General features: G+C 70.1%; 15 protein-coding genes. 10 read left to right on the top strand and 5 right to left on the bottom strand.

Translation table 11 applies throughout. The features are described 5' to 3' along the window. The 3 genes from ABZX75_RS11855 to ABZX75_RS11845 all read right to left on the bottom strand — a co-directional run bounded on the left by ABZX75_RS11855 (window position 1) and on the right by ABZX75_RS11845 (window position 2809). Entirely contained in the window at window positions 1-624 is a 624-nt protein-coding gene (locus ABZX75_RS11855) for a hypothetical protein (protein ID WP_355410015.1), read from the bottom strand. An 81-nt stretch (window positions 625-705) separates the two neighbouring features. Beyond that, entirely contained in the window at window positions 706-975 is a 270-nt protein-coding gene (locus ABZX75_RS11850; RefSeq protein WP_355410014.1) for a hypothetical protein, read from the bottom strand. A 58-nt stretch (window positions 976-1033) separates the two neighbouring features. Continuing rightward, on the bottom strand, window positions 1034-2809 hold the full coding sequence (locus ABZX75_RS11845; RefSeq protein ID WP_355410013.1) for a conjugal transfer protein: 1776 nt from the start codon (window positions 2807-2809) through the stop codon (window positions 1034-1036). A 267-nt stretch (window positions 2810-3076) separates the two neighbouring features. On the opposite strand from ABZX75_RS11845, the gene ABZX75_RS11840 reads away from it, so the two are divergent. The 10 genes from ABZX75_RS11840 to ABZX75_RS11795 all read left to right on the top strand — a co-directional run bounded on the left by ABZX75_RS11840 (window position 3077) and on the right by ABZX75_RS11795 (window position 13584). Beyond that, window positions 3077-3505 carry a hypothetical protein gene (locus ABZX75_RS11840; protein ID WP_355410012.1) on the top strand — a complete coding sequence of 143 codons (429 nt, stop codon included), beginning with the start codon at window positions 3077-3079 and terminating at the stop codon, window positions 3503-3505. 49 nt (window positions 3506-3554) lie between these two features. Continuing rightward, window positions 3555-4178 carry a hypothetical protein gene (locus ABZX75_RS11835; RefSeq protein ID WP_355410011.1) on the top strand — a complete coding sequence of 208 codons (624 nt, stop codon included), beginning with the start codon at window positions 3555-3557 and terminating at the stop codon, window positions 4176-4178. Between the two features lie 284 nt (window positions 4179-4462). Beyond that, window positions 4463-5188, top strand: a complete 726-nt coding sequence (locus tag ABZX75_RS11830; RefSeq protein WP_355410010.1) for a hypothetical protein — start codon at window positions 4463-4465, stop codon at window positions 5186-5188. A 59-nt stretch (window positions 5189-5247) separates the two neighbouring features. Beyond that, window positions 5248-5877: a hypothetical protein gene (locus tag ABZX75_RS11825; protein WP_355410009.1), complete on the top strand. Its 630-nt coding sequence runs from the start codon at window positions 5248-5250 to the stop codon at window positions 5875-5877. Then, a complete protein-coding gene (locus ABZX75_RS11820) occupies window positions 5874-6893 on the top strand; it encodes a hypothetical protein (RefSeq protein ID WP_355410008.1) in 1020 nt (339 codons plus the stop codon). The genes ABZX75_RS11825 and ABZX75_RS11820 overlap by 4 nt, the downstream gene beginning before the upstream one ends. 91 nt (window positions 6894-6984) lie before the next feature. After that, complete coding sequence (locus ABZX75_RS11815) at window positions 6985-7374, top strand: DUF4913 domain-containing protein (RefSeq protein WP_355410007.1); 390 nt, start codon at window positions 6985-6987, stop codon at window positions 7372-7374. Window positions 7375-7567: 193 nt separating this feature from the next. After that, window positions 7568-8248, top strand: coding sequence for a hypothetical protein (locus tag ABZX75_RS11810; RefSeq protein WP_355410006.1), 681 nt, complete (start codon window positions 7568-7570; stop codon window positions 8246-8248). 6 nt (window positions 8249-8254) lie between these two features. Then, window positions 8255-10366 (top strand): peptidoglycan DD-metalloendopeptidase family protein, encoded by a 2112-nt coding sequence (locus ABZX75_RS11805; RefSeq protein ID WP_355410005.1) that lies wholly within the window; start codon window positions 8255-8257, stop codon window positions 10364-10366. A 15-nt stretch (window positions 10367-10381) separates the two neighbouring features. Continuing rightward, a complete protein-coding gene (locus ABZX75_RS11800) occupies window positions 10382-11845 on the top strand; it encodes a PQQ-binding-like beta-propeller repeat protein (protein ID WP_355410004.1) in 1464 nt (487 codons plus the stop codon). Window positions 11846-11847: 2 nt separating this feature from the next. Continuing rightward, window positions 11848-13584, top strand: coding sequence for a TraM recognition domain-containing protein (locus ABZX75_RS11795; RefSeq protein WP_355410003.1), 1737 nt, complete (start codon window positions 11848-11850; stop codon window positions 13582-13584). Between the two features lie 439 nt (window positions 13585-14023). Here ABZX75_RS11795 and ABZX75_RS11790 read toward each other — a convergent pair whose 3' ends face one another. Both ABZX75_RS11790 and ABZX75_RS11785 read right to left on the bottom strand, forming a co-directional pair. After that, window positions 14024-14734, bottom strand: a complete 711-nt coding sequence (locus tag ABZX75_RS11790) for a creatininase family protein (RefSeq protein WP_355410002.1) — start codon at window positions 14732-14734, stop codon at window positions 14024-14026. 18 nt (window positions 14735-14752) lie between these two features. Then, window positions 14753-15877 carry a hypothetical protein gene (locus ABZX75_RS11785; RefSeq protein ID WP_355410001.1) on the bottom strand — a complete coding sequence of 375 codons (1125 nt, stop codon included), beginning with the start codon at window positions 15875-15877 and terminating at the stop codon, window positions 14753-14755. Window positions 15878-15903 lie beyond the last annotated feature (26 nt).

The following is a 15903-nucleotide window of genomic DNA, read 5'->3' as shown; positions in this document are numbered from 1 at the left end:
TCATCCTGCGGTCTCGGAGTGTGCGGGTGCGGGGTGAGCGGGTGCGGAGTGAGCGGGTGCGGAGTCTGCGGTTGCACGGTGTGTGGTTCCGGAGTGCGCCGCGTACGGCTGCGCTGCGTACGGCTGGGCGGCGTACGGCTGCCCCGCGTACGAGGAACCGTGCCGGGACGCCATCGCGAGGGCCTCGTCGTACTGCCGCTGCCAGCGCTGCGAACCCGGCTGCCAGAGGATCACCTGCCAGTGCAGTTCCTCGGGTTCCCGGTCGGCGGCCAGCCCCTGCAGGCGCTTGGGCTGGAGCCAGTAGTCGCCCCAGACCACCAGCTGCTGGCTGAGGGTGAGGGCGGAGGGCAGCGGCCGCCCCCATACGAAGTACACGCCGACCGGCGGCCCGATGTAGAGCACCGACGTCAGCATCGATATGCCCAGGAAGGGCAGGAAGGCGGAGAGCGAGAGCAGCGTCACCAGCCACAGGACACCGAAGCCGAAGGCCGCGCCCAGTGCGGGCAGCAGCAGGCCGGGGAGCGGGATGTTGCCCCAGTTCCAGATGCGCTTGGGCCGGTTGAGCAGATCCGTGTGGTCGTAGGCGACCATCGGCTCGGGTCCGTCCGGTGTGTCCTGTGCCATCAGCCAGTCCCCCTCTCTGACGTGGTTGCGGGCAGTGAGTTACGGGTGCGGGCCGGACGTCTGCGCCGGCCGCTCCCGGGCTCAGCTCTTGCCGCCGCCGCCACCGATCTGGCTGCCCAGGTCGATGAGCAGACCGGCGAGGCCGGTCGCGCCGCCGATGATCAGAGCGGCCAGCGCGATGATGCCGAAGCCCTGGAAGGCCTCGCGCATGCCGTCGCCGCGCTTCATCGACAGCAGCATCCGGATGCCGAGGATGAGCAGGGAGCAGATCGCCACGGTGGTGCCGATGCCCAGGAGGATCTTCTGGATCTCTCCGAACATGCCGTTGAGGGTGGTAGCCGCCAGGTACATGGCGTTGTCCTTTCGCTGAGGGTGCGTGGGGAGGGATACGTCGATGGGTCGGTCGCGGTCAGGGAGTCTTGACCGCGCCGGGGGCGCCGGGGCCGGCGGCCGGCGTACTCGCCTCGGGGGCCGGGGCCGGGGCGGCGGGTCCGGTCGCTCCGGCGTCCGCGCTTCCGCCCGTCGGGTCGAGGACACCGCCGCGGATGTCCTTGATGAACCAGCCCTGGGCGGTGTTCACCACCGTCACCCGGTAGGAGCGCTTCACGGTGGGGGCGGGGGTGGGACCCGGGGTGGTGCCGGTCCCCTGCGCGGCGGGCGTCGCGCCGCTGCCCCAGACGACCGTCACCCGCGCCAGTACCGTCTGGCCCACCCCGTACGTGACGGGCTTGCCGCTTTCGCTGCCGGCCGGGGCGAGGGCCACGACCTCCTGGACCTCGGGCGCGGCCAGTGCGCCGGCCAGTCCCGTGGTCGCCGACAGGGTCGCGTCGGTGCTGGTGAAGCGGGTGAGCCCCGTCGCGTCGGAAGCGGCCCAGGCCTTGAAGTAACCGGGCAGGACCTTTCCCTTGAGCTGGTCGGAGAGCGGCTGGTCGACGACCTCCTCGTCCTGCTTCACCGCGGGCACGGTCCCGCGCGAAGGCAGCGGCATCTCGCCGACGTTGCCCGCGATGCGCAGGCCCGACCCGGTGGCCAGGTCCTTCACGTACACCGGTACGGAGAGGGTGGTGGTGCGACCGGTCGAGAGCTTGACCTGGATGCCCAGGTAGCGCCCGTTCGCTCCGTACTCGGGGAGTTCCTCAAGGGTCCCGTCCCATTGGGCCTCGCGGACGCCCTGGCTGCCCTGGCCGCTGACGCCGCAGTCGCGGTCCACGCCCGCCGAGGTGTAGCGGGTCAAGGCCTCACGGCGCTTGTCGGCGGTCTGCGGCGAGTACGTCATGCAGAGCGTCACGTACTCCTCCGCGAAGGTCGCCGCGGCCTGGGTCGGAAATTCGGTCAGCCGGTACCGCTGAACGTCCTCGTCGTTGAGGTCGGCGCTCTGCACCGCGGTGGACGACTTGCCGATGACCAGGCCCGCGACGCCACAGGAACCCAGCGCGAGGGCGCACGTGGTGATCAGCAGCGTCGCGCGGAGGGCCACATGCGTACGCCGGCCCTGGGCGGGCAGCCGCCCGCCGGGGCGCGGCACGTCGAATCCGGCGTCGGCACCGGCGCGTACGGGGGTCTTGGGCTGCGCGGCCGCGGTGAGCGGGGTGGCGGCGGAGGCGGAGGCGGGGGCGGGCTGAGCGGCCGTGGGGACACCCGTGGACTGGGCGGGCAGGGGCGCGGAGCCCCTGCTGCCGCCGCCGCCTTGCTTGCGGTTCTCGCGCTCGGCCTTCTTCTGCTCGTACGCGGCCTTGCGTCCGGCCCGCTTGGCTTCCTGAGCGGCCTGGCGCTCGGCCTTCGCCTGGTCCCGCCTGTCTTTCTTCGAGTCGCGGGCCAGCTGGTTCACGCGCGGCGGCAGAACCGGCACGGCGGCTTCGCCCGGCGGTACGGTGCCGGGCCGGGCGGTGCGCACCCAGGCCGCGGCCACCTGCGCGCGCGCCGCGTCCGAGGACTGCTGCGACTGCTGCGGCGGCGCGGCGGGGCCGTCCGGATAGCCGTAGGGAGCGGACACCTGCTGCTGGAACTGCGGAGTCTGCTGCACCTGCGGTGGCTGCGCCTGTTGCGCCTGCGGCGGCTGCGGCGGCTGCGGCTGCGCGTCGGCGTGCCCGGCGGGGCCGAACTGCCCTCGCTGCCCGGAAGGCTGGCCCCCGCCGACCCCGCCAGCAGAGCTGTTGTGGTCCGTCATCGAGTCCGTCTCTCCCACGCGTGTGATCCCCTCCGCCGGCCGACCGGTTGGCGGGCCCCTGGTGAGGCCAGGTGCGGAACGGCAGTGTGGCAAATGAAGACGACAACGCCTCTGCCCTTTTCCCCTTCGGGAAAGAGTGAGGAAAGCCGGGGAAAGAGTGAGGAATCCTCGGACGGGAGTCCCGGGGCCCAGGAACGGGCCGGACCGCCCGGCGCTCCGCCAGAATGAGCGGTTGTGCCCGGGCAACGGGCGCCGAGCCGTCCCCGACCCTGCGAAGGACGAGAGTTGAGCGACCAGTACGCCCTCCCCCAGGCGCCCGCCGACGCGGTGCCCGGCCCCATGATCGAGGCCCAGCACGCGTGGATCGACGGCTACGAGCCCGGCAACCCCTGGCAGTCGAAGCTCTGCCTGCAGACCCCGCAGGGCACCGTCTCGTACCCCCTCACCCCGCACACGATGCCCGAGCTGCTGGAGGGGCTGGTCCTGGTGGCCCAGGCCCAGCAGGGGACGACCGGGATGCCCGACCCGGACGAAGACGAGCCGCAAGGTGGCCAGGATCCGGCCCAGAGCACGAGCATCCACGACGGCCGCGCCGCCCGGATGACGGGCTGGGCCGTGGTCCACGAACTGTGGGAGCGGGAGGACCCGAAGGTCCGCTTCATCATGGGCGCGGTGGTGGTCGGCCTGCTGATCCTCGGGATCATCCTGTCCTGAAGCGTCTGCCACGAGACGAACGCACGTACCGATCAAGGAGCTGAAGACGATGCTGACGGAGACGACGGGCCGCACCGCCGAGGACCTGGCCGCCGAGCTGGAAGGCCTGCGCGGAGTCGACTGGGCCTCCGTATGGGCAGGCCCGCCCCAGGGTGGCTCTCCGGAGTTCCGCAAGTGGTGTGAACGCTACGGCTGGGAGCCGCAGACAGCCGAGCGCAACCTGGTGGTGCACAGCCGCGGCGGGGGCAGGTGGACGTTCGAAGCAGGTGGAAACTGGGATCCGGTCAGGCGGCTGACCCACTGGGCGTGGCACCTCAAGGCCGACGAGGCGTCCCAGAACCCCGGTCTCCTGGCCCGCGCGGCCGAAGAGTGGCCGGGGTTCGTCAGGGCAGCCGAAGGCGTGCTGGGACCGGCAGTCTGGAACGGTCCCTGGGATGCACCGGACTTCCCGGAACCGCCGGAGCCGGGGTTCTGGGAGAACCGTGAATACCGCCTGGAGACCCGCACCCCCTACCGGATGGCGTACTGGAAGCCGGTGGGTGACCACCCCGGGCAGGCCTTCATCGTGCTGGTGCAGTCGGTGTCGTTCGCAGCGTGGACCACTGACACCCCGGGCGGCTCACGGATCCGGCTGACCGTGAACGCCCCCGAAGGCTCACGGAGAAAGCTGTGAGACCTGACGCTCCCCCCTCCCCGGAAGAGATAGCCAGGGCCTTTGCCTTCCAGCAGGAACATGCCGAGGCGGAACCGGGCGACCAGCAAGCCGGGGCCGAGATAGCCGGCAGGCTCTACAGGGACTACTTGTCGACGCTCCCACCGAACGAGGTCGGGCCGGGGCCGGGTCTTCTGAAGTACATCGAGAATCTTGCGGGGGCAAACTCGGTCACCAATGAGGACCGTGGCCCCCACCGTGCCTTCTGGTCCTTTCGGTCCCAGCTCGACGGCGTGGACAAGCCCGTGCCCAACCGCTTTCTGGCACGAGCTTGTGGAGAGTCGCGCGGCCTCCAAGTACTGGAGGACACTCCCGCTGGGCACCAGCTCAATGGTTACTTCCTCGGCAACGAATTCGTGGTGGACGCCCTCGCCCAACACTTCGGCTTCGAACCGGAGGAACTCGACACCACCCACGTGCAGGCATGGGACACGCTCTCCGACCGATATGCCGAGGAGACCGAAGGCCTGGTGATCGGCTTCGCCGCCGACATCACCGAGGACTCGGTACTCGGCAAGACCGAAATGCCGAAGCTCCTCCAGAAGTCCAACGTCGGCAAGGACGGCATCAAGTTCGCCACACCTATGCCCCGGCACGAACACCTGCCCCCTGATATCGATGCGTTCATCGCCAACGACCCCGTCCGCTGCCAGCTGCTCATGGGGGACTACGACCCCACGAAGACCCCTAAGGAATTCGCCATGAAGCTGCACGCCATCGACGTCCCGGAGGACCAGAAGGAGGCGCACAAGCAAATCGTGGACCGGCTGTCGAATGCCAACAGCTACAAGGAGGTGAACCCAGCGACCCCCGAGGGGAAGCGGCAGAGTGCGCGTACCAATTCCTTCCTTCCCGGCGTGAACGTGAGCCACGGCGTCATCCCCGCGTCCCGCACCAGCCTCACCAGCCACGGAGCGATCGAGCCGGTGGCCCCACACATCGCCCCGAAGCCCGCCGGAATCGAGCACTGACCACCGGATCTGCCACGATGCGGACGCGCACCCATGTACCGAGCAAGGAGCAGAAAAGGATGCTGACCGAGACGACCGGCCGCACCGCCCAGGACCTGGCCGCCGAGCTGGAGGGTCTCCGGCGGGTGGACTGGGCCTCGGTATGGGCGGGGCCGCCGCAGGGCGGTTCTCCGGGGTTCCGTGCGTGGTGCGAGCGCTACGGCTGGGAGCCGCAGACGTTCGACCGCCAGCTGGTGGTTCGCACGGCCACGGGCGGCCGGCTGACCTTCGAGTCCGGTGGCTTCTGGAACCCGGTCGAGAGCGTGTCCCACTACGGGTGGCAGGTGAAGGCCGGCGCCGCGGAGGAGAACCCCGCCGTGCTCGACCTGGCCGCCGAGACCTGGCCGGAGTACGTGGCAGCGGCCACCGGGGTCCTCAACGCGCCCGCGTGGGCCGGTTCCTGGGACACCGCGGACTTCCCGGAACCTCCCGCTCCCGGCTACTGGCCCGAGCGGGAATTCCGGTTGAAGAGCCGCCGCCCGTACCGGTTCGCGTACTGGGGCGGCACGGGTAGCGGTGGTGCGGCCGAGCCGTTCGTCGTGCTGAGCCAGTCCATCGCGTTCCCCACCTGGGCCGCGGACATGCCGGGCGCGTCGGCGATCTCCCTGGAGGTCCGCCCGCCCGTCGAAGTCCTGCGAGCCCTTGGATGACGGACTCGACACCCCCGACCCTTGAGGAGATCACCCGCGCGATCTCCCTCCAGGAGGCGGACCACGCGGGCAAACCGCGTACCGCGGCCGAGGCCGAGGCGGTGACCGCCCGCATCTACGCGGACTGGCGGACGGCGCACGCCGAGGGCCGCGCCACCCCGGACATCGCCTCGTTCATCCGGGACGTCGCCGCAAACCGGTCCGTCACCAACCAGGACCGCGGCATCACGCGTGCGTTCTGGTCGTGGAAGTCCCAGCCCGAGGGCGCGCCCCAGGTCGTGGACCACCGTTTCCTGGCGCAGGCCTGCGGCGAGAGCCGGTCGTACCAGGTGCTGGAGGACAGCCCCGCGGGGCGGCAACTGGACTCGTACCAGCTGTGGGAGCCCTCCGTGAAGGCGGCCCTGGTCAACGACTTCGCCCTGGACGCGGCGGAAGTCGACGCCCTTGCCCCGGAGGTGTGGGCCACCATTTCGGGGCGCTACGCCGAAGCGGCCGAAGGGCCGGTGGTCGCCTTCTGCGCCGACATCGGGGCCGGCTCCATCCTCGGGAAGGACGAGCTGCCGCGGCTGCTCGCGCACGAGAAGGTGGGCAAGGAGAACGTCGGGTTCCCGCTGCCCGCGCCCCGCCACGAGCACCTGCCGCCCGAGGTGGACTCGTTGATAGCCAACGCGTCCCTGCGCTGCCAGGTGCGGATGGAGGACTACGACGCGCAGAACACCTCGCCGAAGGACTTCGCCGCGAAGCTCGGCGCCCTCGACGTGCCCGAGAACCTGCGGGAGGCGCACACGTCCGCGCTCTCCCGGCTCTCCTCGGCCAATAGCTACGACGAGCTGACCGCACCGGCCGCTCCTGAGCCGAAACAGCACACCCTGCCCGCCCGGGCCAGTGCCTTCCTGCCCGGTGTGACCGTTCGGCCCACCGCCGCACTGCCCGCCCCCCGCGGTCCCTCCACCCACGGCGTGAGCAATCCCGTGGCCGCCGAGGTGGCGCCGAAGGCCGTCGGCATCGAGCACTGACCAACTGACGACACCCGGCCACCGGGCACCCGGCACCCGGCACCCGGCACCCATTGGCAATGAACGACAGTCCCGCATGGAGGACTCACCCATGAGTACAAGCGCCGAGGCACAGCAGGCGTCCGACGAAGAGGTGGAGTTCTACTTCGCCGACGTCTTCGTCTTCGTTTCCCAATACCTGTCGCAGATGGTGCGGCGCCGCCTGAACGGCTCGACCGCCACCTGGTGTCCGCGCTGGTGGGAGCACCCCGAGGCGGGCGCCCGGCTCTCCGCGCTCTGGTTGGCCTGGGAGCACCTGCGTCACGACCCGGCACTGGGCATGTCCACCTGGTGGCTCCACCACGCCGACCCGCATCTGCGGGTGCTGCTGGACGCGGACATGGGTCCGTTCGCATCCTGTTCGCCCAAGGGCGGGCATACGGCCTACCCCTTCGAGCCGCTGCCCGTCGATCCGTACGACCCCGCCGCGCCTTCCGCGTGAGCAGGATCGGTGAGGGCTTTCAGGAAGCCTCTTCACCGACCCTCCGCACGGGCTTCGCTCAGCGGGCCCGGCTGGATCGCCCGGATGTTTCCTCACGCTTTCCTCGCCTTTCCTCGCGAGGAAAAGGCGTGCGCCATCGGCTTTCCCGCCCCCTAACGTGTCCGGGCGACCTGACTGAGGGAGGCCCGGGACGGTGGAATCACCTGCCGAGAACAAGCGAAGTGCGGTACTTGCCCTGGCGATACTGGGCGTTCTGCTGATCGGCGCCCTGGTGGTATTCACCGTCTTCGACGAAGACGACGACACCGAGGACCCGTCCGACGGCAAGGCCCCTGCGACAGCCGCGCAGGACAAGGGCGCCGGCACGCCCCGCGGTGGCGGTGGCGGCGCGCAGCAGACAGGTGCCTCCGACTCCGTGGCCCCCATCGTCACGCCGGAGGAACTGGCCGAAGCCCACCGGGCGATGGCCGCCTACATGGGGGGCCTGAGCACGTACAAGCACACCGACCAGACCGCCGCCTGGGCGCAGCCGCTGATCGCGCTGACCGTCGGGGGCGAGCAGATGAAGCAGCAGACCGCGCTTCCCACGGGCAAGGACTGGGCCACCTGTCAGGCCGTCCGCTGCTCGTCCGTGGGGAAGGCGACCGTGGTCCGTGACGCGATGATCGCCGACGACCTCGTCCGCGGCAGCGGCCGGATGATATCCAGCGTGGTCTCGCTGACCGCGGTCCGTTCAGAGGACGGCAAGCAGACGCGTACGGAGACCAACTCCTGGCTGGTGAGCGCCCGCAAGGACGGCGGGGCGTGGAAGGTCTCGGCGTTCGACCTGTACGGCCTGGGCAACGTGGGCGCGTCCGACAAAGCGGGGGAGTGAGACTCGATGGTGGCTCCTGCCGTACTGGCGGCCGCTTCAAAGGCTGCCAAGGTGGCGAAGTCGGCCAAGATGGCCGCTCAGTTGGCAGGCGGCCAGGGCGGCGGCGGTGGTGGCAAGAAGAAGGGCAACGGCAAATGGCTGTTGATCCTCGGCGCCGGCGGCCTGCTGCCGATCGGCGGTATCGGCTTCCTCGCCATCATCATGATCAGCGCGCTGGTGGGCGGCCTCGGCAGCGGAGCCGCGCAGGCGGCCTGCGGTAACTACGGCCAGAACGCGGCCGAGGGCAACACCAGCGACAAGGCGGCCACCAATCCGATCATGCCGGCCGGCAAGGTGTACATGCCCAGCGAGACGGCCCGCAACGAGATACCTCCGCGGATGATGCTGGCCGCGATGCGGGCCGCCGCCCGCTACGAGGGGCTCGACTGGACGATCATCGCCGGGCAGATGTACCAGGAGACCAAGTACGGCCAGGACCCCTCCGCCGCGCCCGGCGGCAAGAACAGCGCGGGCTACATGGGCCTGCTCCAGTTCGGCAACGACGCCTGGCACGACTACGGCGACGACGGCAACAACGACGGCAAGAAGGACCTCTACAACATCGACGACGCGGCGTTCGCCGCCGCCAACTTCCTCCACGCGAAGAAGGTCGAGACGAAGCCCTGGGACGCCCTGCTGAACTACTCCGGTTCGAAGAGGGACAACACCGTCTACCCCCGGGTGGTCCTCACGCAGGCGGCCCGGTACCGCGGCAACCTCACCGGCGAGAAGAGCCTGATCGAGGGCTGGTACGCGCACCTGAAGGCGACCGTCGACAAGAACCCCGGCTTCCCCACCCTCGGGAAGCAGTCGGACATTCCCGCTCCCGTCGGCAACGACGCACAGCCGACGGAGGCGTTGAGCATCAAGGCGTCCTCGCCCCGCCCCTGGTCCACGCCGCCCTACGGTGGCGACACCGAGCGGACCCAGGCCGCGTCGAACCAGGCGCAGCCGAAGACGCACCCGAAGCTGCAACCGAACCTGCAATCGAGCCTGCAACCGGTCGCCTTCTCCCGTCCGCTCAGGCCCGACGACCCGCAGCCCGCGGGCGGCAAGGACTGGCAGTGGCCGCTGAAGAAAGGCACCTATCAGGTCGGCGCCAAATACCGCCAGACCGGTTCCAGTTGGAGTCTCGGATACCACACCGGGCTCGACCTGACGGCTTCAAGCGGTACCCCGATCTACGCTCCCGCCGACGGCAAGGTGGTGAAGGTCAGCAGCGGCGGCTCGTACGGAAACGAAACGCACCTCGAGCACGCGAACGGCGTCATCACCCTGTACGCGCACCAGACCACCGTCTCGGTCTCCCAGGGCAGCAGCGTCAAGCGAGGCGACCAGATCGGCACGGTCGGCAGCACGGGCAATTCGAGCGGCCCGCACCTCCACTGGGAGGTACGGATCCCCGGCGTCGACAACCCCTTCGTCCCCGGCCAGGACAACGGTCCCGGCATGGTCGACCCGGAGGGCTGGCTGAACGGCAAGGTCTCGGCCAACCCCGACTACGGCACCGTTCCCGGCGGCGACGGCAGCGCGGGCAAAGACGTCGAGTACGCCAACTGCGCCAAGAACGGCAAGGGCACCGCGGTTCCCCCGGACGGCACCGTGACCGGCGTACTGCCGGGAGCCGACGACCCGGTGGTGCGGGCGGCGCTCCGCTGGGCGCAGCGCGGCATCGGTCAGCCGTACGTCTGGGGTGCCCCGCGACTGCAGGGCGACAGTCCCGTCTCCTTCGACTGCTCCAGCTATACGCAGTGGATCTACTACCAGGCCAGCGGCGGCAAGATCAACATCGGTGCGGTCACCTACGACCAGGAGGACAAGCTCCGTGCGTCCAAGGTCGATCTGAGCAAGGCACAGCCCGGCGACATCATCTTCTTCCGTCCCAGCAACAGGGGTTCCGAGCACGTGGGCGTCGTGTGGGACCCGGCCGGCAAGAAGATCCTCCACGCCCCCCGCGCCGGCAAGAACGTCGAGTTCAGCACCTGGGACGTGCAGGGCGAGATCACCGGCGTGTACCGGGTGCCGATCCCTCCGGGCACCGATGCGGGTGAGGGCGACGGCAGCCACAAGCATGCGTAGAGGAGAGCGACGTTGATGGACAGGCACAGGCACAGGCGCAGCGCGCTCGCGCTCGCGAGCGGCGCCGTGCTGGCCCTGGGGCTGGCCACGGGCTGCGGGGGCCCGGAGGAGAAGGGCCCCTCCGGGCGCGCGCCGGAGGGGGCCGAGCCCACGACTTCCGCCCCGGCGAAGGGCCCGGTCTACGGGGGCAAGGCGGACCCGGGACTTGTCGGGCAGCCCGTGTGGGCCCGCGACACGAGCGGGGACGCACCGGCGAACTGCCCCGGCGCGGCGGAGAGTACGGCCGCGTCCGGCGCGGCGGTCCGCTGCGTGGTCGGCGACGCCGTGGTGCTCACGGAGGAAGTGCCGCACCGCGGCGCGAGCGACGACGCCGATACCCGCCGGTTCGTGACCCGTCTCCTCGATGCGGCGACGGGCGAGCAGCGCGCGGAGTACGAGAGCGTCATGCCCACGACGCGCCCGTCCGGGGGCTCGGGCTCGGGCAACAGCTCCGGCTCGGCCTCCGGGGGCTCCGGCTCCGGCGAGGGGACCGGCGAGGGGACCGGTGAACCCTCGGCGGTCGGCCGCTGGAAGAACGGCTCCCCCGCCCTGCTGATCCGCTCCCTCCAGAAGGGGACGGGAGCGTCGGGCGAGCAGGATCTGTCCGCCGCCGTGTACACGATGTACAGCCCGACCGGCGAGAAGCTGGGCAGCTCCGTCGTCAAGGGCGAGGCGCACCTGCGCCGGCCCGTCCTGGACGGCCTCGTCCAGCTCCCCGCCCGGGGCGAGAAGCTCGCGTACGCCCCGATCGGTGGCGGCACCGACATCGAGGTGGCGAAGGCCGACGCGTACGAGAAGCCGGTCGGTCCGGGCTTCGGATATGCCACCGGGACCAAGGACGACTACGACGGCAAGGGCGGCTACCTCGTGGTCACCGACCGCCGTACCGGCAAGACGGCCTGGTCGACACGGGAGATGACACCACCCTCGGCGGTCGCGGCGGCGAACCGGCCGGGCACGCACGCCACCGCCCAGCTGCGGCCGCTGAGCGGCGACCGGGCCATCCTCCTGTGGAACCCCTCCAGCTCCGACGAGGCGGTCATCACCGTCGTCGACCTGGCCACCGGACGGCGCCTGACCGAAGGCCCCTCGATCACGCTCAACATCACTCGGGACGAGGACCGCACCGCCGTGTCCCCGGACGGGAAGACCGCGGTCAGCCAGTTCGGCGAAGGGGTCGTGGCCTGGGACACGGAGACCGGACGCGAACTGTGGCGCAGGACGGACGACAAGAGCCTGCGCCCGATGGCTCAGTCGCCCGGCGGGGTGCTGTACGCGGAGACGGACGGCAGGCAGGCGCTGAACGCCCGTACCGGGGCGCTCCTCTCTCCGTACGACGACATCCCGGAGTTCACCAGCAACGGATACGGAATCCTCCGGGACGACAAGGGTCTCTTCGTCTTCCGTGCCACACCCGCTCCAGCGGAAGGAAAGTCCTGACCATGACCGTCCAACAGCAGAAGAAGCCCCGCTCCGACGAGGACTGGACGATCGAGATCGTCCTCCTCGTCGGCTCGGTCCTGGCCCTCCTCTGCGGCGCCTGGCTCGCCGCCCGGCTCGGTGCGTCCTTCGGGGGCGAACCGGCCCCGCCGGGCAACCCCTTCTCCTTCGCCGTGGCCCTGGTCAAGGGCGACTACCCGTGGCCGCACGGTGCGGCGAACGCCGTCGCGGCCGCTGAGGCGCTGCTGCTCGCCGCGGCCGCGACCGCCGTGTACCGGATCCGCCAGCGCATGCGCAACAAGCCCGACGTCGACGGCGCGGCCCGCCATCTCGCCCAGGGCGAGGAGCTCGGCAAGCTCACCATGAAGGGCGCCGCCGCGACCGCCGAGCGACTCGGGGTGGACAGCAACGTGCCCGGCGTCTTCATCGGCCGTTCGCTGCGGGGACGGCAACCGCTGTTCGGCTCCTTCGAGGACATGCACGTCGACATCTGGGGCCCCCGTACCGGCAAGACGACCCGGCGCGCCATCCCCGCGATCCTCGCCGCCCCCGGCGCGGTGCTCGTCACCTCCAACAAGCGGGACATCGTCGATGCCACCCGCGGCCCGCGCCAGGAGCGCGGTCAAGTCTGGGTCTTCGACCCGCAGCAGGTGGCGCAGGAGCCGCCCGCGTGGTGGTGGAATCCGCTGTCGTACGTGACCGATGTCGCCAAGGCCCGCAAACTGGCCGACCACTTCGCGTCGGGCTCGCGGGACGCCGATGCCTCCACCGACGCGTTCTTCGACCCGGCCGGACAGGACCTGCTCGCCAACCTCCTGCTCGCGGCGGCCACCGCCAAGTCCTCGATCACCCAGATCTACACCTGGCTGGCCAACCCGAAGGACGACACCCCGGAGCGCATCCTGCGCGCCGCGGGCCACCTCATGCCGGCCGATTCCCTGGCCGGCGTGATCACCGCCCCGGACAAGCAGCGCAGCGGCATCTACGGCGTCGCCCAGCAGATGGCGTCCTGCCTGATCAACCCGGAGGTCAACCGGTGGGTGACGCCGGCCTCCCCCGACGACGACCGTCCGGAGTTCGACCCCCGCGCCTTCGTCCGCAGCGACTCCACCCTCTACTCCCTCTCCCGCGAGGGCAGCGACTCGGCGGGCCCGCTGGTGACCGCCCTGACCGTGGCCGTCGTCGAGGCCGCCGAGGAGTACGCCACCACCCAGCGCGGCGGCCGGCTGTCGCGCCCGCTGGTCGGTGTCCTGGACGAGGCGGCGAACGTCTGCCGCTGGCGCGCCCTGCCCGACCTCTACTCGCACTACGGCTCGCGCGGCATCATTCTGATGACGATCCTCCAGTCCTGGGCCCAGGGCATCGAAGTGTGGGGCGAGCGCGGCATGGAGAAGCTCTGGTCGGCCGCGAACGTGCGGGTCTACGGCGGCGGCGTCTCCGACACCCGCTTCCTCGGCGACCTGTCCGAGCTGGCGGGCGAGTACCAGCTGCGCGAGTTCACCACGACCCGGGAGTCGGAGACCGGCGGCTGGTCCGGCAACCGCACCATGAACGAGTCCGTACGCCACGACCGCGTTCTGAAGGTCTCCGACCTGGGCGCGATGCCCCCCGGCCGGGCGCTCGTCCTGGCCTCCGGCACCAAGCCGGTCCTGGTGGAGACGATCCCGTGGTGGGAGGGCCCGTACGCCCGCGCGGTCAAGGCGTCCCTGAGCAGGCACGACCCGGGCGCCCGCGCCTGACGACGGCGCTGCGGCCCCGCAGCGCCCGGCCGGACGACCGGGCCCGGGTGGACCGGGTCGTCCGGCCGGAGCAGGTCCCGTCCTCGCATAGCCAGCGGTCGCCGTCGTCCGAGACCGCGACCGAGACCGCCGACGATTCTGCGGGTTGGCCGTCCGCGGCACGCTTATTGCGGCCGCCCGGCCCAACGCCCGGTGCGGCGACCGGAAAATAGCAAAAGCCCCAGGTCACGGCGAGTGAGTCCTGGGGCTTCTACAGAGCCGCCTTCGGGATTCGAACCCGAGACCTACGCATTACGAGTTGTCCGATCTTGCTCCACAGCCGTCCGCTGGCGTCCTCCTCAAGCGCAGCGGAGCAGGTCAGAGCAGGTTTCGCACGTCACCAACCGGCCACGGACAACCACGGAATCCTGAGCTACTGAGCCCACGATTGAGACCGGGCTCAGCCCTCCCCCAGTGCCGCGAGGTGATCCGCAAAGCTGGTCGTCAGGCTCTCCAGCACGGCCTTGCCCTTCTCCGCCGTAGCGTGGGAGGGGAACCCAATGACCCCAGTCGTCGTGTACGCCTTCATGCCGAGCGTGAGCAGGAACGGCCGGTCGCTCGCGTCGTGGTCAGCGGTCTCGTAGCCCGGGCGGACCAGAGACGGTTCCGCGTGAAGGAGGATCGAGGTTTCGATCTCTCCGGCGTGCATATCGTCATGTGCGTTGCTGCTCAGGCCAGCGTGCTCGCGCGCCCGGTTCCACTCCTTGCTCTGCGGGAAGAGACTCATGCGCGGCTCGACGAGGTTGGCTTCCTGCACGATGTTCGAGAGCACGTAGTTGCCCCCGTGGGCGTTGACGAGGACGAGCTTCCGCACCCCTGACGCCTCCAGCGAAGCGGCAACGTCGGTGACCACCGCGTGAAGCGTGCGTGCGCTGATGCTGACGGTCCCGGCCCACGTGCCGTGCTCATGGCTGCACGCGATGCTGATAGGAGGCAGAGCCAGCACCGGGTACGCGGCAGCAACTTCCCGGGCGATGATGCATGCGATGGCGGTGTCGGTGATGAGCGGCAGATGGCTGCCGTGCTGCTCGTACGACCCGATCGGCAGCACGGCTACGCGAGGGGCCTGTTCCTGGGCATCGACGGTGGTGATGGTGGGAAGCAGGTTCACAGCTCTCCTCTGGTCCGGTCAGGTCCCTTTCATACTGCCCAACAGCCGATTGAGCTCCGCAATCTCGATCAGCTTTCGCCACGGCGACAGGAGAGGCTGAAGCCTCAGCAGCTCCGCGAGGATCCGGGCCGACCCAGTGGTCTGCGCGATCGACGCGGCCTGTGACGCGGCGTTGTACGCGGCTTCCACGTCCTCAAGCTGGGCATAAGCGGTCGCGAGCCGAGCCAGGCAGAGGCCCCGGTCCCTCTGCTGCTCAGCAGGCCACTCGGTGAGGCTCGCTTCGAGGGTCACCACGGCTTCTTCAGGACGCCCGAGCCACAGGGAGCAGTTCGCGGCCTCCATGTTGATGTACGAGACCGAGCAGTACGGGGCGAGCCCTCCCCCAACCGGGCCCCGGTCGGCAAGCGTCCGTGCCTCGTCGAGGGCGCGCGTGCTGTCGTCCCCCTGCCCCAGCAAAGCATCCGCGTATGCCCTGGCTCGGAGCGCGACGGCCCGAACGTCGTGGGGTAACTCGCGAGCGTGCTTCAGGGCAGCGTTGGCGAGCCCGATCGCGTAGCCGGCCTGCCCTGCCTCAGCCGCGATGTTGCTGCGCCGCTGGAAGACGTACGCGCTGAGGGCTGGGTCATCCAGCTCTGACGCGTAGTCCAGAGCCCGGTTCGTCCAGAGCATCGCCGACTGCGAGTCCCCGGAGTCCTGGTGCAGCCACCCAAGAAGTTCCGAGTACCGGGCGCCCACACGGACCGCGTCGTCCCGGAGCGACCCCTGAGCCCCCTTGCAGAGCTCTTCGATCAGCGGCATTTGACTCTGCACAGCAGGTACGAGAAACCGGGGGCCCACCAGCGGTTCGGCCTGCACGTGCTGCACGAACACCGCCTTCAGGTACCCCACGACGTCAGGAGAGATCTTCAAGGTCTCGGCACGTGGAACAGGAAGGGAAGGCAGCATGTCGAGCTGAGATGGAGCCGCGGGAAGCGCCAGGCCAAGCTCGACCCTCGTGGCCTGGTAGACCTCGCAGAACAGCGTCTGATACTCCGAGCCCGGGGGCCTGCGGCCGTTCTCGAACATCGAGATCTGCGCCTTCAGACTCGATCGCGAGGGGAGCTGGACGCCGAGCCGCGCGGCGGCATCCTCCATCGCGTCCATCAGGTCGGCTTGAGACCAACCTCGCG

The sequence above is a fragment of the Streptomyces sp. NPDC003038 genome, assembly GCF_040611115.1.
In the GTDB taxonomy this organism is placed as follows: Bacteria; Actinomycetota; Actinomycetes; order Streptomycetales; family Streptomycetaceae; genus Streptomyces.
The sequence above is the reverse complement of the archived record's forward strand: the minus strand, read 5'-3'. Positions and strand labels throughout refer to the sequence as shown.